Below are 25,977 nucleotides of genomic sequence, written 5' to 3' on the forward strand. Positions count from 1 at the left end.
TTACATTTTTGTTGTAATAGTAGAAAAAGAGTTCTTAAATGATAATAATATTATAGAAACCATTGCTAAATGATAAAATCACAATATGTTTTGAATTATTTCTGTAAAAATCCTTTGCGAGCTATTGAAATCACTGATGTTTTTGTTAAATTTCAAACGAAATAGTGTTTTTTAGTTAACAATTTGCATACAATTGTTTAACTGTTTGTTTTCTTTAAAAAAGAATAACGGGATAATATATATAAGACTGCTTTTTTTAATTGAAAAACATTTTACTATTAAGTTGAATTTTGCTATTTTTGTCGCACTTTTATTCTGAAATAAATTCAGAACCAGACAAATTCTATATTATGAACATACACGAATATCAAGGAAAAGAGATTTTAGCAAGTTACGGAGTACGCATTCAACGCGGAATTGTGGCTAACAATGCAGTTGAAGCTGTAGCTGCTGCAAAACAATTAACTGCCGAAACCGGAACAGGATGGCATGTAATAAAAGCACAAATTCACGCAGGTGGTCGTGGAAAAGGTGGTGGAGTTAAGTTAGCTAAAAACTTGCAACAAGTTGAAGAAATCGCAGGACAAATCATCGGAATGCAATTGATTACACCTCAGACTTCTGCAGAAGGTAAAAAAGTAAACAAAGTTTTAGTAGCAGAAGATGTTTACTATCCTGGTGAAAGTGAAACTTCAGAATTTTATGTTTCTGTTTTATTGAATAGAGCTACAGGTCGTAACATGATCATGTATTCTACAGAAGGTGGAATGGATATTGAAGAAGTTGCTGAGCACACGCCACACTTAATTTTTACGGAAGAAGTTGATCCATCTGTTGGATTACAAGGTTTTCAGGCAAGAAGAATTGCTTTTAACCTAGGTCTTTCTGGAAATGCTTTCAAAGAAATGGTGAAATTCATCGATGCATTATACAATGCTTACATTGGTTCTGATGCTTCTATGTTTGAAATCAACCCGGTTTTGAAAACATCTGATAACAAAATTATGGCTGTAGATGCTAAAGTAAATATCGATGATAATGCTTTATACAGACAACCAAAATATGCTGAAATGCGCGATATCCGTGAGGAGAATCCAATCGAAGTTGAAGCTAAAGAAGTAGGATTGAACTATGTAGATCTTGACGGTACTGTAGGATGTATGGTAAACGGAGCAGGTCTTGCAATGGCGACTATGGATTTAATTAAATATGCTGGTTTTGAGCCTGCTAACTTCCTTGACGTTGGTGGAACTGCTGATGCAAAACGTGTTGAAACTGCTTTCCGTATCATCTTAAAAGATCCAAACGTAAAAGCAATTTTAATCAATATTTTTGGTGGAATCGTTCGTTGTGACCGTGTGGCGCAAGGAGTTGTTGACGCTTACAAAAATATGGGTGATGCTATTAAAGTGCCAATTATCGTTCGTTTGCAAGGAACAAATGCTGAAATTGCAAAAGAATTAATTGACAATTCAGGTATGCCAATTTTATCTGCTGTTCAGTTTCAAGAAGCTGCAGACCAAGTTAAAGCTGCATTATCTTAATTAATTAAGAAATCAATTATATAAAATCCCTTCGATTATTCGGAGGGATTTTTTTTGGAATTTATTTTTACCGCAAAGTACGCAAGGTTTTTAATAATAGGATTTTATATAAACGCAAAAGTTCGCAAAGCTTTATCAATATAGCTTTGCGAACTTTGTGTTTATAACCGTCATGTAAATATAAATCTTGGAGTTCTCTGTGGTTAAAAAACCTTTGCGAGCTTTGCGTAAATCTTAGCGCTCTTTGCGGTTAAATTATTTCTTATTCTTACCGTTTTTATAAACCACCTTTTCTACAACCTGAATTTTAGGTGCAGCAGGTTTTTTCTTGAAAGGTTTTTTAGCCGCAGGACCAGTTTTAGAAGGAGCTTTATCGCCTCTTCCTTTTTCAGCATCTTTAGCGCTTGCTTTAAATTCAGGTCTTTCCTTAGAAGTTTCTTTCTTCGGAATTTCGGCTCTGTGTTTTGCTAAAACATCATTTGGGTTTTTAGGATTTTCTTTTGTACCTCTTAAATGAATTACCAATCCGTTTAGGAAATTGCGTAAAACCTGATCACCACATTCCATGTAATTCTCATGATCTTCAGCTCTGAAAAAAGCGCCCAACTCTGATTTTGAAATTCTAAAATCTACTAATTCTAAAATTTCAACTATTTGGTCATCACGGAGCATCAAAGCCACGCGAAGTTTTTTTAGGATATCGTTGTTTGTCATCGTTTAATTTTTTACAAAGGTACATTATTTAGAAAGATATGTCAGAACAAAATTACGCCTGTTCCTGTTCTTTCAGGATAAAATGTTTTTCCATTTTTGATGGTAACGCCGCTCACGATATCTTCTGATAGTAATAAAGCGCCGTCCATATCTACATAATCTAAAACCGGCAGTAAGTGCGCAATTGCAGAAATTCCAACAGTAGATTCTGTCATGCATCCTACCATTGTTTTTAAACCTAGTTTTTTGGCTTCAGCAATCATTCTTTTTCCGGGTGTAATTCCGCCACATTTCATTAATTTGATATTCACACCGTGAAAATGATTATGACATTTAGTAACATCACTTTCGGTAATGCAACTTTCATCGGCTATAACCGGCAAAACCGAGTTTTTAAAAACTTCACGCTGACCTTCCCAATCGTTTGCTTTTAGAGGCTGTTCAATAAATTCAACATTTAAGTTTTTTAGAATTTCTGCATTCTCCAATGTTTCATCCACTGTCCAGGCACAATTAGCATCAACCCTGAAAACGGCGTCGCTATGTTTTCGTAATTCGGTTACAATTGCAATGTCTTCAGGCGTTCCGAGTTTTATTTTATAAATTGGCCACGGAAGTTCTTCCATTTTTGCAATCATATTTTCAATAGTTCCAATGCCAATTGTATAGTTCGTTAATGGATTATGTGAAATATCATAATTCCATAATTCATATAGTTTTTTACCTTTTTTACGGGCATATAAATCATGATAGGCGTTGTCTAAGGCGCATAAAGCAAATGGATTATTGCTTAAAAACGGACTTATTTTGTTCCAAAATTCATCGGGAGTTTCGTTGTTTGTATCTTCAACAAGACTCCGAATTTGTTCAATATCATTTTGCAGAATATCAATCGTAATATTATAATACGGATTTGAAGTTGCTTCTCCAAAACCGGAAAAATCACCATCTCTCAACTCAACAATAAGCGAAGGCTGAAAATCTATTGACTTTCTTGAAATCCTAAAAGTATGTTTTAATTTCAGGTCGTAAGCTCTTAATATCAATTCCATAGAAGAAAGTTTTTAACTAATAACCCAGCCATAATACAGCCTTTGCAAAACCATCACGCCATAATTTCTCATTGTGTTCTCCGTTTTTCACAATTTTAGTTTTGGTAAGATGCAGGCAATAATAGCGTTTTGTATCTAATAAACGTTCCATTTTGGTTAGATCGTTTACCATATCATCGCTTTCTTTATCGCCACAGAGAAAGTAAATTTTTGTTTTGATTTTTGGAGATTTTTCTGTGAAAGTATAAATCTCACTCGAAAACCAAAACGAAGGCGAAAAAACTCCGGCTTTACCAAAAACGTCAGGATATTTTATAGCGGCATAATAAGAAACCAATCCTCCAAGAGAACTTCCCATAATAATGGTATTCTTTGCTTTTGTTTTGGTTCTGTAATTTTTATCGATGTAAGGTTTTAATGTATTTACAATAAAATCAACATAATTATCGGCATTTCCGCCGCCGTATTTTTCATTTTTATAAGGCGTTAATTCGTCGATTCGTTTGTCATTTCCATGCTCGATTCCAACAACAATTACGGGCGCTTTTAAGCTGTCCAGTTTTTCATCGACATTCCATTCGCCAACAAAAGAAGTTTTGGCATCAAATAAGTTTTGGGCATCCTGCATATAAATTACGCTGTATTTTTTGGCTGTAGCCGAATAATTTTCAGGTAAATAAATCCAGATTTTTTTGGTGGTTTTGAGTTGAGGTGCTTCGATAGAAAAAGTCGAAACATTTTTTGAAGCCGTACTTTCTTGTGCCTTTCCGCTAGAGGTTATCCATAAAAGTATAAAAAACAGAAATCCTCTCAACATAAGTTCTTTTGCTATTTAGATTTAAAAACAATATTTTAGCTAAAAATAATAAATTGATGAATACCGAAGAAGAAAAGAGAAGTTTACTTTTAGAAATGATTGCTTTTTCGACAGTCGACGGCCAATTGCATAAACGCGAGTTGGAATTTTTATGGCTTGTGGCGCAGGAATTAAATATTGATAAAAAACTTTTTCAGGATTTGTTTCATCAGGAATGCCTGCCACAGATTATAAAATCAGAGTTTCAGCGCATTCAGCAATTTTACAGACTGGCTTTGATTATGCATTGCGATGGTGTTTTACATGAAAAAGAAGCTACAGCCATACAGCAAATTGCCATTAAAATGGGATTGAATCCGGGAGCTACAAAACGTGTTTTGGATTTAATGAAAAAAGCGCCAAACGCAATGATTGATCCTAAAAAGTTATTGAAAGTTTTTCAGGAACAACACAATTAAGGCAATTGTTCCTGTAATTTTTTAATATCATCACGCAATTTTGCAGCTTGTAAAAAGTCGAGTTCTTTCGCTGCTTTTTCCATTGATTTTCGTTTTTCGCGAATCATTTTCTCCAAATCCGCTTTTGACATATAAGCCGTTTCCGGTTCTGCGGCAACAGAAAGAGTGTGTCCTAATTCGTATTCTACCAAAGGATTTTTAGTAAACGCACTATCAATTTTCTTGTTTAAAGCTTGTGGAACAAGATTATTTTCAACGTTGAAATTGATCTGTTTTGTTCTGCGATAATTGGTTTCGTCGATTGTTTTCTGCATACTTCCTGTAATTTTATCAGCATACATAATCGCTTTTCCATTTAAATTTCTTGCTGCACGACCAATAGTTTGCGTCAAAGATTTGTGATTACGAAGGAAACCTTCCTTATCAGCATCTAAAATAGCAACAAGCGAAACTTCGGGTAAATCTAAACCTTCACGAAGTAAGTTAACTCCAATTAAAACATCAAAAATACCTTTACGCAAGTCCTGCATAATTTCTATACGCTCCAAAGTATCAACTTCCGAATGTATATAACGGCAGCGAATGTTTACTTTGGTTAGATATTTTGCTAATTCCTCAGCCATTCTTTTGGTTAAAGTGGTTACCAAAACTCTTTCGTCTAACTCACAACGAACCTGAATTTCTTCAATTAAATCATCAATCTGATTCAAACTTGGTCGAACTTCGATAACCGGATCCAATAATCCTGTTGGACGAATAATTTGTTCGACATAAATTCCATCTGATTTTTGCAATTCATAATCAGCCGGCGTTGCAGAAACGTAAATCACCTGATTTTGCAAGGCTTCAAACTCTTCAAATTTCAAAGGTCGATTGTCCATTGCGGCTGGTAAACGAAAACCGTATTCGACCAAATTTTCCTTACGGCTTCGATCTCCTCCATACATAGCATGAACCTGTGAAACGGTTACGTGACTTTCATCTACAACCATCAAATAATCGTTTGGAAAATAATCCAGTAAACAGAAAGGTCTTGTTCCGGCTTGTCGTCCGTCAAGATAACGGGAATAATTTTCAATTCCGGAGCAATAACCTAATTCCCGAATCATTTCTAAGTCGAAATTAGTTCGCTCTTCAAGACGTTTTGCTTCCAGATGTTTTCCTATTTCTTTAAAATAATCAACTTGTTTGACCAAATCCTGCTGAATTTCCCAAATAGCGCCCTGCAATACTTCCGGAGAAGTCACAAACATATTGGCAGGATAAATGGTTAATCTTTTGAATTTTTCAATGACTTGTGAAGTCTTGGCATCAAAGGATTCTATTTCTTCAATTTCATCTCCAAAAAAATGAATTCTAAAAGCGTCATCCGCATAACTTGGATACACTTCTACAGTATCTCCTTTAATTCTAAAAGTTCCAGGATTAAAATCGGCCTCGGTTCTGGCGTATAAACTTTGTACTAAACTATGCAGCAATTTAGTTCTTGAAATAACCTGATCTCTAAAAATTTCAATCACGTTTTTCTTGAATTCAACCGGATTTCCAATACCGTACAAACAAGAAACCGAAGCAACGACCAAAATATCACGACGCCCTGAAAGTAGGGAAGAAGTGGTGCTCAAACGCATTTTTTCAAGCTCTTCGTTGATAGATAAATCTTTCTCAATAAAAACTCCGGTTACCGGCATAAAAGCTTCAGGCTGATAATAGTCGTAGTAAGAAACGAAATACTCAACGGCATTATTAGGGAAAAACTGTTTGAATTCCGAATATAATTGTGCGGCGAGAGTTTTGTTATGAGCCAAAACTAAAGTCGGTCTTTGCACTTCCTGAATCACATTGGCAACGGTAAAAGTTTTACCGGAACCCGTAACTCCCAATAAAGTTTGATATTTATCGCCATCGACAATACCTTGTGCCAGTTTTTGTATGGCTTGTGGCTGATCGCCTTTCGGACTATATTCTGAGGTAACTTGAAACTTCATTTTTGGCGTATGAAAAATTTGGTTTTGTAAAGATACGAAGTTTGAAATCTATAAAAAAGATAAATAAGTCGCCACGAATTCACGAATATTATTAATTAAATATTCGTGAATTCGTGGCAAATAAACGTTAATTTAAAAAATCAACCATCGCATCATTTACAATTTTCGATTGATCGATGCTTAAAAAATGTCCCGCATCTTTTATTGTTTTTGTTTTGCTGTGTGGCAAGTATTCCTTTGCACGTTCGACACTGTCATCACCGTTTATAACGTCATGATCGCCAATTAAAACTAAAATCGGATTTGAAATGGATCTTAGTTCATCATTGGAAAAAGGTGTCATTTTAAGCATACTCGAATTTGATTTTGCATATTTATTGGCCAAATAAAACTGTCTTTTATAAACCGGACTAATTTTTTCTGGATGCGTTGAAAAGGTGGTCAATGTTTTTCCGAATTTCTTTTCACTTGGAAAAAGTTTCAGCATTAAGGCAGATGTTGTTTTGCCCATTTTATCTATAAATTTAAAGGTTTGCGCCGGACTCAGTAAAACAATTTTATCTATCGAATTTGACTTTTGTGTGGCTAATAATGTGGCAATCCAGCCTCCACGAGAAGCAGCTACAACATCAAAATTCTTTAATTTATAGTAATTGAAAATTTCGTTATAACAAGTTACCATGTCTTCTTTGGATAAAGGACTTGCAGTTAAGGTTGATTTACTCGGTTCCATCATAAAATCGATCGCATAAATACGATGATTTTTTGCTAAAGCTTTTATATTTGGATACCACATGGTTGAGCTGGCGTCCATTCCGTGTAGTAAAACTAAGTCTTTACCGTTTTTTGGACCGGCCAATATAACGTGAACTTTTCCGAAAGTGGTTTTTATGTTTTCTTCGGTATAAGGAACATCCCAAAGTTTTAGGGCTTTGTCGTAAGCTTTTATATAAGCATTTTGTTCGCTTTTATTATGGAAAACATAGTCGTCGTATTTTGCTTTTTTTGTAGAAGCACAACTAGTTAATAGAAGTATTACCGCTATTCTAAGGTATAATTTTGGCATGATAATCAAATTAGGTACACTAAAGGTACTATTTGAGTACGTTTTTAATGTATCAGAATTTTTATTTAAAATATCATAATTATAATGTTTTAGAATCTATGTTTGTATGTCGCAATTTTATCCTTACCCTCGCTGTGAGAATAAAAATTTCCATTTTGGATTTCCTGTTCAGCGATTTTGAGTTCTTTATTATATTGCTCAGCATAATTTTTTGGAGTAGATTTTCGGCTATCCAGAATAGTTTTTAATGTTGATAAAAATGATTCATCATCAATTTTTGCTATTTCAGAAATCAAAATATTTTTAAGTTCAGGAATATTCATAACGTTATAATTTATTAAGAAATAACAAGATTAAAAAAGGTATAAAAAAAAGGGCTTGAAAAAGCCCTTTGGAATTTTTAAAAATAGACCCTGAAAACGATGTATTAACAATACATTTATGGTAGATGTTTCACCGCCACGTTGAATCAGGTATTACCTATTTATTTATGCAAAAATAGTGAATAAAAGTTAAGGAACTAAATTTGTATGAATTTTATTCTATTTTCCATGCTTTCTGCTGGGCTTCACTTAAAAAAGTCCAGGCAACAATGCGGCTTGTTTTTTGACCTTGCGCCATATCAATTGTTTTTATTGAAGCTGCATTTACTTTGTTTAATGTTTTATAAAGGCTTGAAAGATTATCTCTTTTTGACACTAAAGTCGTGAACCACAAACATTGCATTGGATATTTAGCACTTTCGTAAATCATTTGTGTTACAAAACCAATTTCTCCGCCAGTGCACCATAATTCGGCATTTTGACCGCCGAAGTTTAAAACAGGATTTGTATTTTTCTTTTCCTTTGGATTTAAATTAGATACTTTTCGAACTGTACTTTGATTGGCATCTTCGGCAGAAGAATGAAAGGGCGGATTGCAAATAGTGAAGGTAAAACGATCTTCGGGTGTAATTATATTTTTAAAAATAAAACGGGATTCAGTTTGTTGCTGTAAACTAATCGCGTCGATTAATTTTGGGTTTGCTTCGATGATTTTACTGCAATTTTCAATGGCTTTTTCATCAATGTCAGTTCCAACAAAACTCCAGTCGTAAATTGCATTTCCTAAAATTGGATAAATACAATTCGCTCCTGTACCTATGTCTAAACCTAAAACAGATGATCCTTCCGGAATAATTCCGTTGTTTGTTTCAGCCAATAAATCGGCTAAATAATGAATATAATCTGCTCTTCCGGGAATTGGCGGGCAAAGATAATTTTTAGGAATATCCCAGTTTTGAATATCGTAATAGGTTTGTAATAAAGCCTTGTTTAGAATTTTTACCGAAACAGGATTACTAAAATCTATAGTTTCAATTCCGTGGATGTTTTTTGCAACATGTTGTTTCAGTTCCGGACAATTCGAAATAAGAAGTTCAAAATCATATCGGGAACGATGAAGATTTCGAGGATGTAAACTGCTTTTTTCGGAATTGTCTGTTGCTTTCATTTTTCTGAATTTGGGTGCAAAGATAGTCATTCCTTTTGGAGGAAAGGACTTCTGTAAATTCCAATTGTTTTAAATTCAGAAATCCAGCCTTAATTAAGAGATTTTTAGAGAATGTTGTTTAGTATGAAAATCAATCCATACATTCCATTAACAATAAATCGCCATCTATATACGTAATACTAACCAATCCGTCTTGTGCAACGGCATTACTGCTTCCGGTTCTGTAGCCAATCGTTAGCGTATCATTTTGCAGGGGATATTCTAAATTGACAGAATTAATCCCATTTACAACACCAATAGGAATCAGGGAAATTGGCGTTTTAGCCGTATACCATTTTTCGAATTTATTAGGCAGTAAAAATATTTTAGAGTGATCGTCCAGAATTACAATTTTAAGTAAATCGCGATAACGAACAATATTGGTAAGATTTGTAATGGTATGATCGGCACGTCTTCCGGTTGCCCAAACGACGTTTACGGCATGAATTTTTCTTTCGATCAAATAATCAAAAGCTTTTTCTAAATCGGTTTTATTTTGATCCGGTGCGTATACAATTTCGATAGGATATTGTGAAGTTTTATAAATTTCAGGATCAAAACCACGATCAAAATCTCCTAAAAGTACATCGACTTTGATATCTAATTCGATAACTCTTTCCATTGCAGAATCAAGCACAACAACAAGCGGCGACCATTCAAGCAATTGCCCTAATAATTCCGGATTACAAGCGGCGCCGTTGGCAATAATTAAAGCGGGTTCCTGATCGTCGCGAACTATATGGTGTGATGACATGCTGAATTTTTTATGTGTGGCAAAGGTACGGGTAGTATTTTAGATTTCGGATTTTAGATTTTAGATTTTTTTTGAGTGTGTGATTTTCAATCTAAAATCTAAAATCTGAATTCTAAAATCTAAAATTAAATAAGTCTTCTGTGATAATTAATTTGTCCCAGATGATATCCTAAATGTGTTGAAAGATGAACCAGGAAAAATCCGGTTGTCATTTCTTTTTCGAATACAATTTGCGGATAAATAGCTTCTAAATCAGCTTCATTTAACGAATCCAGAGTATTGTTTACAACAATAATTGTATCTTCAATTTTGGTAATTAATTCTGCTCTTGGAATATTTTTTAAGGAAAATTCTAAAGGCCTGTCGCGAATATAACCCGTTTTTCCAAGTTCTGCACCAATATAAGTATTGATATTTCCAATTAAATGAAGGCAAAGATTTCCTGCCGAATTGGAAATATTTTTATCAATTGCCCAAATCTGACTTTCGTTTTGATACGACTCAATTTCGATTTTTAGTTTGTTCAGATCTCGGTTAAATAATGATTTTAAGGTTTCTATCAACATGATTTTTTATTATTTATTTTTTATCGGAATCCAAATATCTTCTTCAGAATCTGGATCTTCTTTTTTATATTTTTCAGACATAACGGCAAAATGCGGTCTTTCGTCAACAGTGTATTCTGAATTTGGAAGCCATTCTACAAAAATGGAATGATACGTTTTGTGCGCTTCACTTTGAAGACCTTTATGTGTAAAAACAGCATATAAACCACTCGGAATAATTAAAGTTTCCATTTCAGATGGTACTTCGTCAAAGTTTGAAACTTCTATTGCCGCCCATTTCTGAAAGGAATTGTTAGGATCAAAATTATCAAAATGTCCAACCGGAAATATTTCCAGTGAATATAAATCAGAATTAATTGAGTTTTTGATTTCCTTTTTTCGGGGCATAAAACCGCTCCATAATTGAAAGGTTTTATTTTCGATAAAATTCATCTTAATGTATTGTCCAATTAACTTTTTCTCTTTTAAAGTTTCAATTCTGTTTACCATTTTTAGGGAATTATTGAATAGTATATTTTTGAGTTTCGATTTCGCTTAAAGCAAAATAACCTAACGGATAATTGTTTTTATCTGTCGTGTTAATAATATTTCCTTTTACGGTTGCAGGTGGTGATTGAAACGGACCGCCAACATTACTTCCGGCGATACTCACTAAAATACTCATATAATTGAAATATTCTTTTGAAATTCCGTAATGTGTTAATTCGATTTCATCTCCAACTTTTAAATCTTCATCATCAGAATCACTAAAAAATTCATTGCCCTGATAAAATTTATCTTCACTTACATAGTAGTTTGAGGTGACTTTATTCGAATACACATATTTAAATAAATAAAAGTTGTCTTCATTTGCAGGATCATTATAATAAGCTCTTACTTCGACTTCATCTCCGGCAATTCCGCCTTCATTATTTTGTTCTACACGGGTTATCGGAGCTACAGATTTCATGGTTTCACTAGCAGTATACGTATTTCCGTTGCAAATTACGGTTAAGGTATATTGTTCGTTAATAACCGGTTTGAAATTATTACAAACATACTGTCCGGTTTTTGGCACTTCAATAAAATTAAATTGCTGATTTGCGCTATTTTTTATAAAGATGGTTGCTCCGGAAACTTTCGGAATTACATTTTCAAAATAGCCCGTTGTCGTACTCAGTCTTATAATTTGCTTTGTTCCGGCGGTTCCTTTTTCCCAATTGATAGAAGCTTCTATTACTAATTTTGGCGGAGCTGTATCTAAATCAACATCCACAACTTCTTCGCAGCTTGTGAAGAAAATCGATATAAAAAACAAGATTAATAAAGTTATTTTTTTCATGATCTGTATTTTTAATTTCTTTTGACAGAAAGTGATTTTAAAATTTAAAATTATAACTAACAGCCGGCACAATTCCGAAAATAGATGTTTTTACGGCTTCATTCTCACCCGTATCTACATTTTGACGAAAGTTTATCGAAGCTGCATTTTGACGATTGTATAAGTTGTAAATGCTAAAAACCCATTCGCCTTTCCAGTTTCTGCCTTTGTTGCTTCGAGGTGTTAAAGTTGCTGAAACATCCAAATGATGATAAGCAGGCAAACGATTCTCATTCCTTAATCCATAACTTGGAACCGTAATGCCCAGATATTCATATTGTCCGTTTGGATACGTAACCGGCTGCCCGGATTGTAAGGCGAAATTGGCTCCAAATGACCATTTTTCGTTTAAATTATAAGCCGATGTAACAGCTAAATTGTGCGTTTTATCGTAAGCAGAACTATACCATTGTCCGTTGTTAATACCAATTTCTTCAGGTGTTCTTCCCGGGGTTTGTTGTTCTGATTTTGATAAGGTATAAGAAATCCATCCGTTAAATTTGCCTTCGTTCTTTTTAAATAAAATTTCTAAACCATAAGATCTCATTCGTCCGTTTAAAATTACCTGTTCAATTGCATCGTTGGCAATTAAATCCGCGCCATCAATATAATCCAGGCGGTTTTGAATTTTTTTATAATAACTTTCTACTTCTATAGAATATGCTCCATTGTTGATGTTTCTGAAATAACCCACAGCGACCTGATCTGCAATTTGTGGTTTGATATAATTATCGCTTGGCATCCAGACATCCAGCGGAGTAGGAGATGAGGTATTTGAGATCAATTGAAGATATTGTGCCATTCGGTTATAACTCGCTTTTATGGCCTGATCATCATTTAACTGATAAGAAATCGAAAATCTCGGTTCTATATTATTATAGTTTTTTATGGATTTGTTTTTGCCGTAATATTCTGTGCCAATTGGAGTTGCTTTTTCGTAAATCTGAAGATCAGTATTGAAAATGACAGGATTATTATTTTCATATAAATTAATAGTTGAAGATCCTAAACGGTAAAATAAACTATAACGTAATCCGTAAGCAACAGTAATTTTTTTCGAAAGCTGATTTTCTGCATCAATATAAATGGCGGGTTCAAAGGCATATTTTTTATCTAATTGATCCGGATTTATTCCTGACTTATCATTACTTGGTTTGATCGTTCCGGGATTAAATTCATAATAAATTCCGTTTAAACCATAATTCAATTTGAACTTATCCGAAATGTAATTTTTAAAATCATATTTGATGTTATAATTTTTAATTCCTGAATCCCATTTAAAGCCAATAAAATCAAGATCCAGACCATAATAATAATCACTATAAATCAGTGATAAATTAGAAAACAGCTTATCACTAAATAAATGATTCCAACGAAGGTTTAAAGTCGAATTTCCATAGGTATTTGAAAAGTTTTTGTTTAAACTAAAAACGTCACGACCAAAATAACCGGATAAATACAAGCTGTTATTATCGTTTAATTTATAACTCAATTTGGTGTTTAAATCATAAAAATAAGCGGAGTTATCTTTGTTTTTTTCGGATAGTTTTAAAAAGAGATGTGCGTATGAAGCCCTGCCGCCAATTAAAAACGAACCTCTGTCTTTTACAATTGGACCTTCTGCAAGAATGCGGCTTGAAATTAATCCGATTCCACCATTTACATGGAAATCTTTACTGCTGCCGTCTTTTTGATAAATATCCAAAACAGAAGAAGCCCTGCCGCCATAACGTGCCGGAATTCCTCCTTTATATAATTTCAAATCTTTGATAGCATCGGGATTAAAAACAGAGAAAAAACCAAATACGTGTGAGGAATTAAATATCGTAGCTTCGTCTAAAAGAATTAAATTCTGATCTGCGCCGCCGCCGCGAACATTAAATCCTGATGCGCCTTCGCCGGCATTTGTAACTCCGGGAAGCAATAGAATTGATTTCAAAACATCGACTTCGCCTAAAACGACCGGCATTTTTTTTATGGTAGCAATAGAAAGTTTATTGGCACTCATTTCCGGAGATTTGATGTTGCTTTTGCTTTTATTATCCGTAATGACAACTTCCTGAAGTTCTTCGCCACTTTCGTTAATGGCAAAATTATTTTTGGTATTTTGATTTAAGATAATGGTTTGTTGAATGGTCTGATATCCAACATAACTGATTTCGATTTCATGCTCTCCTTTCGGAATGGTAAGAGAATAAAAACCATATTCATTTGTTGTAGTTCCTATTTTTAAAGCGGGAATATAAATATTGACACCAATCAGGGTTTCATTATTTTTAAAGTCGGTTATGGTACCGCTTAAAGTAAATTTTTCTTGGGAAAAGGATGTTAATGAAGATAAAATGATAATAAGAAATAAAAGAATTTTTTTTGTAATCATTGTCTTGATTTTGATTTACATAGTTAGCAATTCTTACTAAATATTATTACAGAACTATTGTTAAACATTAGTTAAGAAAAAAAAGACAACCGTTTCGGGTTGTCTTTTTTAATAGGTATAAACAATTGTTTAAATTATTTTATTTCAGCAAGAATGGCATTGAATGTCGCACTTGGGCGCATTGCTTTGCTTACTAACTCCGGAGTTGGCTGGTAGTAACCGCCAAGAGTTTGAGGTTTTCCTTGCGCACCAATTAATTCAGCATCAATTTTAGCTTCATTAGCTTCAAATTGAGCAGCAATTGGAGTGAAAATAGCTTTTAATTCAGCATCTTTATTTTGAGCGGCCAAAGCCTGAGCCCAATAGAAAGCAAGGTAAAAATGAGAACCGCGGTTATCAATCTGACCTACTTTACGAGCCGGAGATTTATCGTTTGCTAAGAATTTATCGTTTGCCTGGTCTAAAGTTTCAGATAAAACAATTGCTTTAGAATTGTCTAAAGTTTGTCCTAAATGCTCTAAAGAAGCACCAAGAGCTAAAAATTCTCCTAATGAATCCCAACGTAAATATCCTTCTTCTGTAAATTGCTCAACGTGTTTAGGAGCAGAACCTCCGGCACCCGTTTCAAACAATCCACCACCATTCATTAACGGAACGATAGATAACATTTTTGCAGAAGTTCCTAATTCTAAAATTGGGAATAAATCTGTTAAATAATCACGTAAAACGTTTCCTGTTACAGAGATAGTGTCTAAACCTTTGATGATTCTGTCTAAAGTAAATTCAGTAGCAGCAACCGGATTTAAGATGCGAATATCTAAGTTTGTTGTATCGTAATCTTTAAGGTATTTTTGAACTTTTGCAATTAATTCTCTGTCATGCGCTCTGTTTTCGTCTAACCAGAAAACAGCTGGAGTACTAGATAAACGAGCTCTGTTTACAGCCAATTTAACCCAGTCCTGAATAGGAGCGTCTTTTGCCTGACACATTCTGAAAATGTCATTAGCTTCAACGTTTTGCTCCATTAAAACAGTTCCTTTATTGTCTACAACGCGAACTACTCCGTCACCTTTCATTTGGAAGGTTTTGTCGTGAGATCCGTATTCTTCTGCTTTTTGAGCCATCAAACCTACGTTAGGAACACTTCCCATTGTTTTTGGATCAAAAGCACCGTGTTTTTTACAGAAATCAATAGTTGCAGTATAAATCCCGGCATAAGAACGGTCTGGAATAACAGCGATTGTATCTTGTTGTTTTCCTTCTTTATTGTACATCTGTCCAGAAGTACGAATCATTGCCGGCATAGAAGCATCAACAATAACATCAGACGGAACGTGTAAGTTTGTAATTCCTTTATCAGAATTTACCATTGCCAAAGCTGGTCCGTTTTCGATCGCTTTTGTAATATCAGCTTCCACTTCAGCTTGTTCAGGTCTTCCTGCAATTTTTGCATAGATATCACCTAAACCATTTCTTGTATCAATATTTAATTCAGCAAATAAAGCTTCATATTTTTTGAAAAGATCAGCAAAATATACTTCAACGATAGCGCCAAAGATAATTGGATCTGAAACTTTCATCATAGTAGCTTTTAAATGCACAGAAAGTAAAACTCCTTCTTTTTTAGCATCTGCAATAGCATCAGCAGCAAAAGCTTTTAATTTATTTACACTTAAAACAGAGCTGTCAATAATTTCTCCGGCTTTAAGAGGCGTACTTGCTTTAAGAACAGTTGTAGTTCCGTCTTTTGCAACGAATTCAATTTTTACATCATTAGCATCTGCCACAGTAAGTGATTTTTCACTTCCGTAAAAATCACCGTTTGGCATTGAAGCTACTTTAGTTTTTGAGTCAGCAGACCATGCACCCATTGAGTGTGGATTTGCTTTTGCAAAATTTTTAACGGCTCTTGGCGCTCTACGGTCAGAGTTTCCTTCACGTAAAACAGGGTTTACAGCAGAACCTAATACTTTAGCATATTTAGCTTTGATTTCTTTTTCAGCATCGTTTTGAGGCTCTTCCGGAAAATCAGGAATTTTGTAACCGTGAGATTGTAATTCAGCAATAGCTGCTTTTAATTGCGGTACAGATGCAGAAATGTTTGGTAATTTGATAATGTTAGCTTCTGGTTGTGTCGCTAACTGACCCAATTCAGCCAATGCATCTCCTGTTTTTTGAGCATCTGTTAAAACCTCAGGAAAATTTGATAAAATTCTGCCTGCCAACGAAATGTCTCTGGTTTCAATAGCAATACCAGCTGTCGCTGTAAATGCCTGAACAATTGGTAAAAAAGAATAAGTCGCTAATAATGGCGCCTCATCAGTTAAGGTGTAATAAATTTTTGAATTCTGTGTCATTTTTTTTTTTTTTTTATAATCGTATCGCCAAGAGTGAGCGATGTAAAAGATATAGTCGGCTCAAAATGAGCGGAGCAAATATAATAAAAACAGTCCGAAAACGGTTTAGTTTTCCGGATAATTGCAGGAATTATCAGATTGTTAATTCGCGCTCGTTAAATTGCTAATTCGGTGATTTTGATATTAAAATATTACAGTTTTGTGAATAAGAGATAAAAGTGCAGGATTTTGAAAAACAGAACCGCTAAATGTTAAAGTAATCCGGCTTAGTTTTGATTGTTTTTGTATGAAAAGTTGTATTTTTGGCTAAAATACAATCGGCAGACGATAAATGTGAAATACGTTGTTTAACATGTTTTTTACATATTGTTTGTTATTAAACTTAATCATTATCTTTGAATTATGAGCACACTTACAAAACCAAATCATATAGGGCGAAAAATTAGCCGTATAAGAGAACTTCGAGATATGAAACAAGAAGCTTTGGCGCAAGCTTTAGGAACAAATCAACAAGCTATATCTGCGATAGAAAATAGTGAAACGATTGATGACCAGAAACTTGCAGAAGTTGCAAAAGCGCTTGGTGTAACACCAGAAGCAATTAAAAATTTTTCAGAAGAAAATATGATTAATTATTTTAATAGTTTTCATGATAACAGTTTTAAAAATGGAACAGCATTCAGTACAAATAATCATTGTACTTTCAATCCATTAGATAAATTAATTGAAACTTTTCAGGAAAAAGAAAAGCTTTACGAACGTTTGCTACAAGCTGAAAAAGACAAAATCGAATATTTGGAAAAACTATTAAAAAAATAGAATACCAATTTTTTATAAAATACAAACCGATGCTTTATATGTGTCGGTTTTTTTTTGGGCGTGTCCCGCCGAAAAAGGCGGGTCGGGCTATCCGCTGCAAGTCCTCGCACTTCCTTCGTCAGGCTGTGGGCTTTCCACTTCTATCCCTCACGCAAACCGTAAAACAAGAACTTTTGTTTAAAAAGCAAAAGATTGAAACGTCCCGAAGCTTAATGTCATTAAGTCAAGGGGAAATCTATAAAATTACTTAACAGTTTAATCAGGAAAGTAATTAGAAAAATCAGTTTTTATCAGCGTTTTCGCTTTAGCGAATCAGTAAAATCAGCGTCTAATCTTGACGCGGATAAAACAGATTTACTTCGTAAAAACGCGGATAAAAACGGATTTTATTGCAATAATTTTATTTTCTAAATCATTAAGTTAATGGGAGATCTATAATATTACCTAACAGATTAATCAGGAAAGTAATTAGAAAAATCAGTTTTTATCAGCGTTTTCGCTTTAGCGAATCAGTAAAATCAGCGTCTAATTTTGACGCGGATAAAACAGATTTACTTCGTAAAAACGAAGATAAAAACGGATTTAATTGCAATAATTTTATTTCTAAATCATTAAGTTAAGGGAGATCTATAAAATTGCTTAACAGTTTAATCAATAAAGTAATTAGAAAAATCCGTTTTTATCCGCGTTTTCGCTTTAGCGAATCCGTAAAATCAGCGTCTAATTTTGACGCGGATAAAACAGATTTACTTCGTAAAAACGCGGGTAAAAACAGATTTAATTGTAATAATTTTATTTTCTAAAAACCTAACATAATTCAATTCAGGATACTTAAAAAACAGACATAAAAAAAAACTCGTTTCATTTATTTGAAACGAGTTTTTTTATAACAAAGAGATAAATGATTATCTTCTTTTATCTTTAATCTTAGCTTTTTTACCAGTAAGTTCTCTGAAGTAGAAAATTCTAGCTCTACGTACAGCACCTTTCTTGTTGATTTCAATTTTTTGTAAAGCTGGTAAGTTTACCGGGAAGATACGCTCAACACCAATAGCTCCAGACATTTTACGGATAGTAAAAGTTTCTGTGTTACCAGAACCTCTTCTTTGAATAACAACTCCTTTAAAAAACTGAGTTCTTGTTTTTTCACCCTCTTTAATTTCGTAGAAAACTGTGATAGTATCTCCAGCTCCGAAAACAGGGAAATCTTTTTTAGCAACTAATTCGGTTTGAACGAATTTCATTAAATCTGCCATGATATCTTATAATTATGGTTTTTTATATAGAGCAACATTCACGGATCTCGCCAGAGGTTAGTCTAATTCGGGTGCAAATGTAGAAAATAATTATGAATTATAAATTGTAAATTATAAATTATTTTAAGTTGTTGATAAATTGGGGGTTAGTGTCAGTTTTCAGTCTCAGTTTTCAGTTTTCAGTTTTCAGTTTTCAGTTTTCAGTCTGCATTTTGGAAACTGCGACTGTGACTGAAAACTGTGACTGAAAACTAATCGTGTCCTTCAAGCAAATCCGGACGTCTATTTTTAGTATGTTCATACGCCATATCCTCGCGCCATTTGTCGATTTTGGCAAAATGTCCGCTGGTTAAAACTTCCGGAACTTTCCATCCTTTATAATCTGCGGGTCTTGTATATATAGGTCCGGAAAGTAAATTGTCCTGAAAACTATCTGTCAAAGCAGAAGTTTCATCACTTAAAACACCCGGAATCAATCGAATTAAAGCATCAGACAGAACTAAAGCACCTAATTCTCCTCCGGATAAAACATAATCGCCAATCGAAATTTCTTTGGTAATAAAATGATCACGAACTCTTTGATCTACACCTTTATAATGTCCGCATAAAATAATAATGTTTTCATACATAGACATAGTGTTAGCCATTTTCTGGTTTAAAGTTTCCCCATCAGGCGACATATAAATGATTTCGTCGTATTCACGTTCGCTTTTCAAATGTGTAATACAAGCATCAATTGGCTGAACCGTCATGACCATTCCGGCGCCTCCGCCAAACGGATAATCGTCTACACTTTTTTGTTTGTTTGTCGTATAGTCACGTAAATTATGAAAGTGTACTTCAACCAAACCTTTGTCGATAGCACGTTTCATAATCGAAGCCTCAAACGGGCTTTTTAATAATTCCGGCAAAATCGTTATAATGTCAATTCGCATTTTTCTATCTAATTATTATAGGGTGCAAAGATACAAGTTAATCTTGGGCTATGAAAAAAACAAAATTCAAATAAATTGAATCTTTTTTAGGTTTAAAAAATTAAATCTTTATTTGAAATTCAAACATCTGCTTTTCAATTTGTTAAATAATAATTATATAATATTCGTTTATAATTATGTAAATTTTTTTTTACTATTTTTAGGTATCATTACTAAACCTAATTATATGAATTAAATAACAAACCAATCCAAAAACAATCGTTCAATGAAAAAACTAGTATTAATGGCAGCGCTGGTGCTTTTGCAGGTTTCATGTGCAAGTACTAATAGTTCTATGACTGCGTCAGTAGGGCAAACCAAATCAAAATTAATTAAAGCATGGGGAACTCCTGTTCGAACTTTACCTAATAATGAACAGGGAGAAATTCTTGTTTATGCAGATCAGGTTTTTACAGATTCTAATGGCCCAAAAATGGCCGGAGAGAATTATTGGAACTACAATTACATTTATGTAAATAAAGAAGGAAAAGTGACTTTGACACGAAAAGAAAAACAAAATTATCCTCCGCAAGCAATTGATTCTCAAAAAATATCGGGAATGAATTTGCTGACTTCAAAGTAATATTTTAAATTAAATGTACTATAAAGATGTTTTAACTGTTTAATAAACATGTTAAAATATTTTTTGAGAGACATTATACAATAGCTGTTTTTTGAATATATTTAGCAAAAAGTATATGAGAAAAACAGCTATTCTTATTTTTATTTTGTTTTGTGCCTGTACCAAAGATAAAACGAAAGAAACTCTAAAAGAGATTCCAAAACAAGCCCCGTATTTTAAGCAAATAAAAAGTAATGATGTCAAATTACCTAAACCTGAAATATGGGATTGGTTATCTTCTCATAAAGAAAATGGACAGACTTTTGAACAATATTTCAGGTCTAAACATATCATTCCCACAAAAGATTCTAACATTATTTATATAAGACCTATAGGGAGTTTCAATGCTTTACAAAACAGTCAAATTGAATTATTACAGGAATATTTAGAGATTTATTTTCAATTAAAAACGAAAACTTTAGAACCTCTTTCTAATGATATAGTTCCTGCTTCGGCCAGAAGAATGCTTTATGAAGATCACGAACAATTACTAGCCGGATATCTTCTGGACAGTGTTTTGAAAAAAGAAAAACCGCTGAACAGAATTGCGTTAATGGGACTTACAGAATTAGACTTGTACCCAAAACCGGAGTGGAATTACGTTTTTGGCCTCGCATCTTACCGTGATAAAGTGGGTGTAAGTTCAATCTACAGATTGCAGGATGGGGAATTAACTTCAGAAAATTTCAATACATGTTTATCGCGACTGCTCAAAATAAGTTCTCATGAAATTGGGCACATGTTTGGTATTCATCATTGTATAAATGCAAATTGTGTCATGAACGGAACTAATAGCATGGATGAAACAGATAGGCATTCTATACGATTATGTTCAGTTTGTCAGCAAAAATTGAATTCCTGCATTATATACGATAATAAAAAGAGACTGACAGATTTAGAAAAATTCTTTAAGCGGAATAATTTAGTCGAAGAATATAAGTTAATGGAAAAGGATGTTAAAGTGCTCAAGCAGAACGGAAACTTCTAATTTTATGAATAATTTTGAGGATAACTTTTGTCTTAGATTTAATTTCAGAAACTTATATTTCAAATGATCACAAGAAGAAACTTTATAATTAATACAAGTCTTGCTGCTACGGCAGTTTTGGCTTTGCCATCATTAGCATTTTCTATGAATAAAAAAGAAATTGGTTTGCAGTTATATACATTGCGCGAAGAACTTCCTAAAAATGTAAAACAGACTTTAGAAAAAGTTGCTGCATCAGGCTATACGATTGTGGAAACTTACGGATTTTCAATTAAAGATCAGTTTTGGGGATTGTCTCCAACTGAATTAAAAAAGATTCTCGACGACAATAATTTAAAAGCAGTTAGCGGACATTATAATTTAGGAAGCTTTTTATATGACGGAAATAACTCGGAATTAATCGCGGCAATTGAAGCCGCTAAAATCTTAAAAACGGAATATTTAACAATTCCCTGGGTTGATGAGCAGTTCAGAAAAAGTATTGAAGATTATAAAAAGATCGCTCTTCGTCTTAATGAAGCGGCAAAAATGTGCAAAGCTTCCGGTTTAAAATTAGCGTATCACAATCATGATTTTGAATTTCAAAAGCACGACGGAATTACCGGATATGAAATTCTACTGAAAGAAACGGATAAAGATTTGGTTTATTTTGAACTGGATTTATATTGGGTTGTGCGTTCAGGGAATGATCCGCTGCAATTGTTTAAGGAAAATCCCGGGCGTTTTAAAATGTGGCATGTAAAAGATATGGACAAATTAAATCAGGCTTTAAATACTGAAATTGGTTCTGGTTCGATTGATTTTAAAACTATTTTTAAGGAAGAGAAACAATCAGGAATGAAATATTTTTTTGTAGAACAAGAAAATAATTACAAACCCAATTCTTTTGAATCTATTAAAACAAGTTGTGATTTTATTTCTAAAAGTTTGATTTAGAATAAAACCATCTAAAAATATTATTTTTGTTCAAAATATTAAAACACAAATATGCAAAGTTTCGGAACAAGCAAAGAATTTATAAAAGGAGATGAAATAGAGTGGGAAGTTGTAGGTGAAGGAATCAAACGTAAAATCCTGGCGTACGACGACAGAGTAATGTTAGTGAATGTTCATTTTGAAAAAGGCGGAATCGGAACTTTGCACGAACATTATCACACACAAGTTACGTACATTTCAAGCGGAAAATTTGATGTTACGATTAATGGCGTTACACAAACCTTAAAGGAAGGCGATAGTTTTTATATTCCACCACACGCAATTCATGGGGTTGTTTGTTTAGAAACCGGACTTTTAACCGATGTATTTAGTCCTATTCGTGAAGATTTCATGAAGTGATAATATTTTAAAAATCAATATAATCCATAAAATAAATTACTGATTTAAGGCTGAGGTTGAAAAATTTATATGTTTTTTAAAGTTTTGGTTAAAATTAGATTGGTATTTTTGTAAAATGAATCTATCCAAAACGAATGTCTTATTTATGGCAGCTTGCACTGGACTTATAGTTGCAAATCTGTATTACTGCCAGCCATTAATTGTTTTAATTGCCAACGAATTTAAAATTCCGGAAGCCAATGCCGGAACCATAACGTATCTCACACAAGCCGGATATGCTATTGGTTTGTTTTTCATGGTTCCGCTGGGAGATAAAATCGAGCGTAAAAAACAAATTTTAATAACCACTTTTGCTTCTGTAATTGCCTTACTTCTTGCTGCTACGGCAAAGAGTTTTTTTCTATTACAAGTTGCCTCTTTATTAATCGGAATTACTTCGATCGTACCACAGCTTATTTTGCCTTTGGCGGCATCTTTAAGTGCGCCGGAACAACGCGGAAAAGTAGTGGGAACCATCATGAGCGGTTTATTAGTCGGAATTTTACTTTCCAGAACTTTAAGCGGTTTTATTGGTCAGGTTTTAGGCTGGAGATCGATGTTTTATATCGCAGCCGGAATTTGTCTTTTAATCTTTTTTGTCATTCAGAATAAATTTCCGGTAAATAAACCTCAGTTTCAGGGAAGTTACGGGCAATTAATTCAATCCCTTTTTACGCTTATAAAAACACAGCCCGTTTTACGTGAAGCTACGATGATCAATGTCTTTAGTTTTGCACAATTTGGTGCTTTCTGGACTACAATGGTTTTATTGCTTTCAGGCGAACCTTTTCATTTTAATAGTGCTACAATTGGATTGTTCGGAATTGTAGGTGCTTCAGGAGCTTTGGCTGCGCCTTTAGTGGGAAAAATGGGAGATAAAGGCGGTTCGAGAGTGGCTGTTGGTTACGGTTGTTTATTGATATTGATAAGCTTTCTGATTTTTTACTTTTCAGTAGAAAGTGTAATCGGTATTGCAATTGGAATTGTTTTTATTGATATCGGAATTCAGGGCGTTCACATTTCGAACCAAACCAGAGTTTATTCCTTATTGCCAGAAGCCAGAAACAGATTAAATACTGTATTTATGTCGTTTAGCTTTTTAGGAACGGCCGCAGGATCTGCATACGGATTGTTGTTATGGAAGTTAGGAGGATGGCATGCCGTAACTATTGGTTGTGTTGGTCTTTCAGCATTATCATTTATAGTTTACGGACTTACTCATAAGTCAATCCCGAAGTCTCGGGATAAAAAATAGAAACAACAAATTGATAGAAAATTAATTTGTAAATTTGCAATCAAAATTAAAAATTACAACAATGGAAAACGGAATATACGCTAAATTCAACACTGGTAAAGGTTCGATTTTAGTAAAACTAACACACGATTTAACACCAGGAACCGTAGGGAATTTTGTAGCTCTTGCAGAAGGAAATATGGAAAATAAAGTAAAACCTCAGGGACAAAAATTCTATGATGGATTAACATTTCACAGAGTAATTCCTGATTTTATGATTCAGGGTGGATGCCCAAAAGGAACTGGAACTGGTGATCCGGGATATAAATTTGATGATGAATTTCACCCAAGTTTAAAACACGATCGTCCGGGAGTTTTGGCAATGGCAAATTCAGGACCTGCAAGTAATGGTTCTCAATTTTACATTACACACGTACCAACTTCCTGGTTAGATGGAAAACACACTGTTTTTGGTCAAGTTATCGAAGGTCAGGATGTTGTTGATGCTGTTGCTCAGGGAGACAATCTTAATTCTGTAGAGATCATCAGAGTTGGAGAAGAAGCTGAAAAATGGAATGCTATTGAAGCTTTTATCGCTTTAAAAGGTGCTCGTCTAAAAAGAGATGCAGCTTTAAAAGCAGAATCTGAAGCAAAAATGGAACAATTAGCTGCAGGTTTCGACAGAACAGAAAGTGGTTTACGTTACAAAATGATTCAAAAAGGAGACGGAAAAAGAGCTGAAGCAGGAAAAACAGTTTCTGTTCACTACGAAGGATCTTTAGAAAACGGAAAAGTTTTTGATTCTTCTTATCCAAGAAAAAAACCAATCGAATTTAGATTAGGTCAGGGTCAGGTTATCGAAGGATGGGACGAAGGTATTGCTTTATTACAAGTAGGAGATAAAGCTCGTTTTGTCATTCCGTCTGACTTAGGTTACGGAGCTTCAGGAGCTGGAGGAGTTATTCCACCAAACGCAACTTTGATTTTTGACGTTGAATTAATGGACGTTAAATAAGAAATTAAATACAATTTAATATTGTTTTAAATAATAATCCCATGCGTCAAGGCGTATGGGATTTTTTTATATTTACTCAAAAATATAGAGAAAACAATGAAATCAAAAATCTTAATTCTTGCTACTGTAACGGTACTTTTAGCGTCATGCGGAACTCAAAAATCTGCAGTTGCAACTACAACAGAGCCAACTGCTCCAATAACTGAAACTACAAAAGCCGTAGCATTAACGCCTGAATTAGCAGAAGGTAAAAATTTGTACGAAAACAGTTGTGCAAGATGTCATAAACTATATGACGCAAACAAATTTACTCAGGAAGAGTGGAAACCAATTTTGACAAGGATGCAGAAAAAAGCGAAGTTAGACGATACTCAAATGGCTTCGATATCTCATTATATTACTTCTCAATTGTAAAATATATATTCAGAAAAGCATTCTTAAAAGAGATGCTTTTTTATTTTAAATTTTAGATAAAAAAAACACCATCATAAAATGAGGTGTTTAAAAGAACTATTCATTGCTGACAGCAATTATTTTTAGTGTTTTTATTCCGGCAGGCAATTCCCAATCCACTTCGTCATTTTCTTTAAATCCGATGATAGCAACACTTAAAGGAGCCAAAATTGAAATTTTACCCAGTTTTACATCTGATGCTGACGGTAAAACAATCTGAATTTTCATTTGTTTTTTTGCCTTTACATCTTCAATTGTAACATGCGAATTGATTCTGACAACAGAATTATCCAATTCGTTTTCCTTGCTGATAATAGCGCGATCTAATTCCTGCGAAAGCTGATTTGCTTCTTTGGTGTTTGTTGAATTTTTACTTTTTAATATCAATTCTCTTAAGAAATGATAATCTGTTTTACAGAACGTTGGTATTGGTTTCATAACGATATATTTTATTATTAATATTATTTTTATTTACACTTCAGCAGTGGAGTGATTCTTCGGATAGACTTATGAATACATAATTATTATTTCAAATTGTAAAAAATGAAATTTTAGAATAATAATCTTTTGAAATTTTAATTATAAAAACCAGAAAGTTATTTGAGAGAGCATTTACTCTTTCAAATAAAAATGATAATTAAAATGTGGTAAATCCT

Annotated in this window: 26 protein-coding genes; 10 read left to right on the forward strand and 16 right to left on the reverse strand. The window is 33.7% G+C overall.

Annotation, left to right across the window (positions count from 1 at the left end; genetic code table 11):
* Positions 1-350: 350 nt before the first annotated feature.
* Entirely contained in the window at positions 351-1,544 is a 1,194-nt protein-coding gene (gene sucC, locus AC3QL1_RS10770; protein WP_042566560.1) for an ADP-forming succinate--CoA ligase subunit beta, read from the forward strand.
* 255 nt (positions 1,545-1,799) lie between these two features.
* Here the strand turns inward: sucC and AC3QL1_RS10775 are convergent, their stop codons facing one another.
* Genes AC3QL1_RS10775 through AC3QL1_RS10785 form a run of 3 tightly spaced genes read right to left on the reverse strand, consistent with a single transcriptional unit; the run spans position 1,800 to position 4,127 of the window.
* Complete coding sequence (locus AC3QL1_RS10775; protein WP_492497481.1) at positions 1,800-2,258, reverse strand: DUF1456 family protein; 459 nt, start codon at positions 2,256-2,258, stop codon at positions 1,800-1,802.
* Between the two features lie 41 nt (positions 2,259-2,299).
* Complete coding sequence (locus AC3QL1_RS10780) at positions 2,300-3,310, reverse strand: dipeptide epimerase (RefSeq protein ID WP_492497483.1); 1,011 nt, start codon at positions 3,308-3,310, stop codon at positions 2,300-2,302.
* Positions 3,311-3,326: 16 nt separating this feature from the next.
* Complete coding sequence (locus tag AC3QL1_RS10785; protein WP_492497484.1) at positions 3,327-4,127, reverse strand: alpha/beta hydrolase; 801 nt, start codon at positions 4,125-4,127, stop codon at positions 3,327-3,329.
* 56 nt (positions 4,128-4,183) lie between these two features.
* Here AC3QL1_RS10785 and AC3QL1_RS10790 point away from each other — a divergent pair, with 56 nt between their 5' ends.
* Positions 4,184-4,585, forward strand: coding sequence for an excinuclease ABC subunit B (locus AC3QL1_RS10790; protein WP_492497486.1), 402 nt, complete (start codon positions 4,184-4,186; stop codon positions 4,583-4,585).
* Here AC3QL1_RS10790 and uvrB read toward each other — a convergent pair.
* From uvrB to AC3QL1_RS10840, 10 genes are all read right to left on the reverse strand, one after another.
* The gene (uvrB, locus tag AC3QL1_RS10795; protein ID WP_492497487.1) at positions 4,582-6,573 is read right to left on the reverse strand and encodes an excinuclease ABC subunit UvrB; all 1,992 of its coding nucleotides are present in this window, start codon (positions 6,571-6,573) and stop codon (positions 4,582-4,584) included. The two genes, AC3QL1_RS10790 and uvrB, sit on opposite strands and share 4 nt — an antisense overlap.
* A gap of 127 nt (positions 6,574-6,700) precedes the next feature.
* Positions 6,701-7,639, reverse strand: a complete 939-nt coding sequence (locus AC3QL1_RS10800) for an alpha/beta fold hydrolase (protein WP_492497488.1) — start codon at positions 7,637-7,639, stop codon at positions 6,701-6,703.
* Positions 7,640-7,728: 89 nt separating this feature from the next.
* The gene (locus AC3QL1_RS10805; RefSeq protein ID WP_492497489.1) at positions 7,729-7,962 is read right to left on the reverse strand and encodes a hypothetical protein; all 234 of its coding nucleotides are present in this window, start codon (positions 7,960-7,962) and stop codon (positions 7,729-7,731) included.
* A 214-nt stretch (positions 7,963-8,176) separates the two neighbouring features.
* Positions 8,177-9,130 (reverse strand): 23S rRNA (adenine(1618)-N(6))-methyltransferase RlmF, encoded by a 954-nt coding sequence (gene rlmF / locus AC3QL1_RS10810; RefSeq protein ID WP_492497491.1) that lies wholly within the window; start codon positions 9,128-9,130, stop codon positions 8,177-8,179.
* A 130-nt stretch (positions 9,131-9,260) separates the two neighbouring features.
* Entirely contained in the window at positions 9,261-9,923 is a 663-nt protein-coding gene (locus AC3QL1_RS10815; protein ID WP_492497492.1) for a thiamine diphosphokinase, read from the reverse strand.
* Positions 9,924-10,048: 125 nt separating this feature from the next.
* Complete coding sequence (locus AC3QL1_RS10820; RefSeq protein WP_492497494.1) at positions 10,049-10,489, reverse strand: DinB family protein; 441 nt, start codon at positions 10,487-10,489, stop codon at positions 10,049-10,051.
* Between the two features lie 9 nt (positions 10,490-10,498).
* Positions 10,499-10,978 carry a GyrI-like domain-containing protein gene (locus AC3QL1_RS10825; RefSeq protein WP_492497496.1) on the reverse strand — a complete coding sequence of 160 codons (480 nt, stop codon included), beginning with the start codon at positions 10,976-10,978 and terminating at the stop codon, positions 10,499-10,501.
* Between the two features lie 10 nt (positions 10,979-10,988).
* On the reverse strand, positions 10,989-11,810 hold the full coding sequence (locus AC3QL1_RS10830) for a DUF4249 domain-containing protein (RefSeq protein WP_492497498.1): 822 nt from the start codon (positions 11,808-11,810) through the stop codon (positions 10,989-10,991).
* Between the two features lie 37 nt (positions 11,811-11,847).
* Complete coding sequence (locus AC3QL1_RS10835) at positions 11,848-14,229, reverse strand: TonB-dependent receptor (protein ID WP_492497499.1); 2,382 nt, start codon at positions 14,227-14,229, stop codon at positions 11,848-11,850.
* Positions 14,230-14,363: 134 nt separating this feature from the next.
* Positions 14,364-16,586 carry an NADP-dependent isocitrate dehydrogenase gene (locus AC3QL1_RS10840; protein ID WP_492497501.1) on the reverse strand — a complete coding sequence of 741 codons (2,223 nt, stop codon included), beginning with the start codon at positions 16,584-16,586 and terminating at the stop codon, positions 14,364-14,366.
* A 402-nt stretch (positions 16,587-16,988) separates the two neighbouring features.
* On the opposite strand from AC3QL1_RS10840, the gene AC3QL1_RS10845 reads away from it, so the two are divergent.
* On the forward strand, positions 16,989-17,405 hold the full coding sequence (locus tag AC3QL1_RS10845) for a helix-turn-helix domain-containing protein (protein WP_492497503.1): 417 nt from the start codon (positions 16,989-16,991) through the stop codon (positions 17,403-17,405).
* 905 nt (positions 17,406-18,310) lie between these two features.
* On the opposite strand, the gene rplS is transcribed toward AC3QL1_RS10845, so the two are convergent.
* Both rplS and trmD read right to left on the reverse strand, forming a co-directional pair.
* Positions 18,311-18,661, reverse strand: coding sequence for a 50S ribosomal protein L19 (gene rplS, locus AC3QL1_RS10850; protein WP_007804248.1), 351 nt, complete (start codon positions 18,659-18,661; stop codon positions 18,311-18,313).
* Between the two features lie 251 nt (positions 18,662-18,912).
* Complete coding sequence (trmD, locus tag AC3QL1_RS10855; protein WP_492497505.1) at positions 18,913-19,596, reverse strand: tRNA (guanosine(37)-N1)-methyltransferase TrmD; 684 nt, start codon at positions 19,594-19,596, stop codon at positions 18,913-18,915.
* A 265-nt stretch (positions 19,597-19,861) separates the two neighbouring features.
* Between trmD and AC3QL1_RS10860 the strand changes: the two genes are divergently transcribed.
* From AC3QL1_RS10860 to AC3QL1_RS10890, 7 genes are all read left to right on the forward strand, one after another.
* A complete protein-coding gene (locus tag AC3QL1_RS10860) occupies positions 19,862-20,218 on the forward strand; it encodes a hypothetical protein (protein ID WP_492497507.1) in 357 nt (118 codons plus the stop codon).
* A gap of 115 nt (positions 20,219-20,333) precedes the next feature.
* Positions 20,334-21,245, forward strand: coding sequence for an archaemetzincin (locus tag AC3QL1_RS10865; RefSeq protein ID WP_492497509.1), 912 nt, complete (start codon positions 20,334-20,336; stop codon positions 21,243-21,245).
* Between the two features lie 63 nt (positions 21,246-21,308).
* A complete protein-coding gene (locus AC3QL1_RS10870) occupies positions 21,309-22,181 on the forward strand; it encodes a sugar phosphate isomerase/epimerase family protein (RefSeq protein ID WP_492497511.1) in 873 nt (290 codons plus the stop codon).
* 51 nt (positions 22,182-22,232) lie between these two features.
* Positions 22,233-22,580 carry a cupin domain-containing protein gene (locus tag AC3QL1_RS10875; protein WP_492497513.1) on the forward strand — a complete coding sequence of 116 codons (348 nt, stop codon included), beginning with the start codon at positions 22,233-22,235 and terminating at the stop codon, positions 22,578-22,580.
* Between the two features lie 145 nt (positions 22,581-22,725).
* Positions 22,726-23,874, forward strand: a complete 1,149-nt coding sequence (locus tag AC3QL1_RS10880) for an MFS transporter (protein WP_492497515.1) — start codon at positions 22,726-22,728, stop codon at positions 23,872-23,874.
* 61 nt (positions 23,875-23,935) lie between these two features.
* Positions 23,936-24,868, forward strand: a complete 933-nt coding sequence (locus AC3QL1_RS10885; RefSeq protein ID WP_492491274.1) for a peptidylprolyl isomerase — start codon at positions 23,936-23,938, stop codon at positions 24,866-24,868.
* A 96-nt stretch (positions 24,869-24,964) separates the two neighbouring features.
* On the forward strand, positions 24,965-25,282 hold the full coding sequence (locus tag AC3QL1_RS10890; protein WP_492491276.1) for a cytochrome c: 318 nt from the start codon (positions 24,965-24,967) through the stop codon (positions 25,280-25,282).
* Between the two features lie 96 nt (positions 25,283-25,378).
* On the opposite strand, the gene AC3QL1_RS10895 is transcribed toward AC3QL1_RS10890, so the two are convergent.
* A complete protein-coding gene (locus AC3QL1_RS10895) occupies positions 25,379-25,759 on the reverse strand; it encodes a GreA/GreB family elongation factor (protein WP_492491278.1) in 381 nt (126 codons plus the stop codon).
* Positions 25,760-25,977 lie beyond the last annotated feature (218 nt).

This window comes from Flavobacterium sp. GW823-FHT04A11 (assembly GCF_058796535.1).

Coding starts and splice junctions, on each gene's coding strand:
- AC3QL1_RS10880 (WP_492497515.1), top strand. CDS start 22,726: ATGGCAGCTTGCACTGGACTTATAGTTGCAAATCTGTATTACTGCCAG.
- AC3QL1_RS10860 (WP_492497507.1), top strand. CDS start 19,862: ATGAAAAAACTAGTATTAATGGCAGCGCTGGTGCTTTTGCAGGTTTCA.
- AC3QL1_RS10845 (WP_492497503.1), top strand. CDS start 16,989: ATGAGCACACTTACAAAACCAAATCATATAGGGCGAAAAATTAGCCGT.
- AC3QL1_RS10835 (WP_492497499.1), bottom strand. CDS start 14,229: ATGATTACAAAAAAAATTCTTTTATTTCTTATTATCATTTTATCTTCA.
- AC3QL1_RS10875 (WP_492497513.1), top strand. CDS start 22,233: ATGCAAAGTTTCGGAACAAGCAAAGAATTTATAAAAGGAGATGAAATA.
- AC3QL1_RS10815 (WP_492497492.1), bottom strand. CDS start 9,923: ATGTCATCACACCATATAGTTCGCGACGATCAGGAACCCGCTTTAATT.
- AC3QL1_RS10790 (WP_492497486.1), top strand. CDS start 4,184: ATGAATACCGAAGAAGAAAAGAGAAGTTTACTTTTAGAAATGATTGCT.
- AC3QL1_RS10895 (WP_492491278.1), bottom strand. CDS start 25,759: ATGAAACCAATACCAACGTTCTGTAAAACAGATTATCATTTCTTAAGA.
- AC3QL1_RS10825 (WP_492497496.1), bottom strand. CDS start 10,978: ATGGTAAACAGAATTGAAACTTTAAAAGAGAAAAAGTTAATTGGACAA.
- AC3QL1_RS10885 (WP_492491274.1), top strand. CDS start 23,936: ATGGAAAACGGAATATACGCTAAATTCAACACTGGTAAAGGTTCGATT.
- AC3QL1_RS10775 (WP_492497481.1), bottom strand. CDS start 2,258: ATGACAAACAACGATATCCTAAAAAAACTTCGCGTGGCTTTGATGCTC.
- AC3QL1_RS10800 (WP_492497488.1), bottom strand. CDS start 7,639: ATGCCAAAATTATACCTTAGAATAGCGGTAATACTTCTATTAACTAGT.
- AC3QL1_RS10805 (WP_492497489.1), bottom strand. CDS start 7,962: ATGAATATTCCTGAACTTAAAAATATTTTGATTTCTGAAATAGCAAAA.
- sucC (WP_042566560.1), top strand. CDS start 351: ATGAACATACACGAATATCAAGGAAAAGAGATTTTAGCAAGTTACGGA.
- rplS (WP_007804248.1), bottom strand. CDS start 18,661: ATGGCAGATTTAATGAAATTCGTTCAAACCGAATTAGTTGCTAAAAAA.
- uvrB (WP_492497487.1), bottom strand. CDS start 6,573: ATGAAGTTTCAAGTTACCTCAGAATATAGTCCGAAAGGCGATCAGCCA.
- AC3QL1_RS10785 (WP_492497484.1), bottom strand. CDS start 4,127: ATGTTGAGAGGATTTCTGTTTTTTATACTTTTATGGATAACCTCTAGC.
- AC3QL1_RS10820 (WP_492497494.1), bottom strand. CDS start 10,489: ATGTTGATAGAAACCTTAAAATCATTATTTAACCGAGATCTGAACAAA.
- AC3QL1_RS10780 (WP_492497483.1), bottom strand. CDS start 3,310: ATGGAATTGATATTAAGAGCTTACGACCTGAAATTAAAACATACTTTT.
- trmD (WP_492497505.1), bottom strand. CDS start 19,596: ATGCGAATTGACATTATAACGATTTTGCCGGAATTATTAAAAAGCCCG.
- rlmF (WP_492497491.1), bottom strand. CDS start 9,130: ATGAAAGCAACAGACAATTCCGAAAAAAGCAGTTTACATCCTCGAAAT.
- AC3QL1_RS10890 (WP_492491276.1), top strand. CDS start 24,965: ATGAAATCAAAAATCTTAATTCTTGCTACTGTAACGGTACTTTTAGCG.
- AC3QL1_RS10840 (WP_492497501.1), bottom strand. CDS start 16,586: ATGACACAGAATTCAAAAATTTATTACACCTTAACTGATGAGGCGCCA.
- AC3QL1_RS10870 (WP_492497511.1), top strand. CDS start 21,309: ATGATCACAAGAAGAAACTTTATAATTAATACAAGTCTTGCTGCTACG.
- AC3QL1_RS10830 (WP_492497498.1), bottom strand. CDS start 11,810: ATGAAAAAAATAACTTTATTAATCTTGTTTTTTATATCGATTTTCTTC.
- AC3QL1_RS10865 (WP_492497509.1), top strand. CDS start 20,334: ATGAGAAAAACAGCTATTCTTATTTTTATTTTGTTTTGTGCCTGTACC.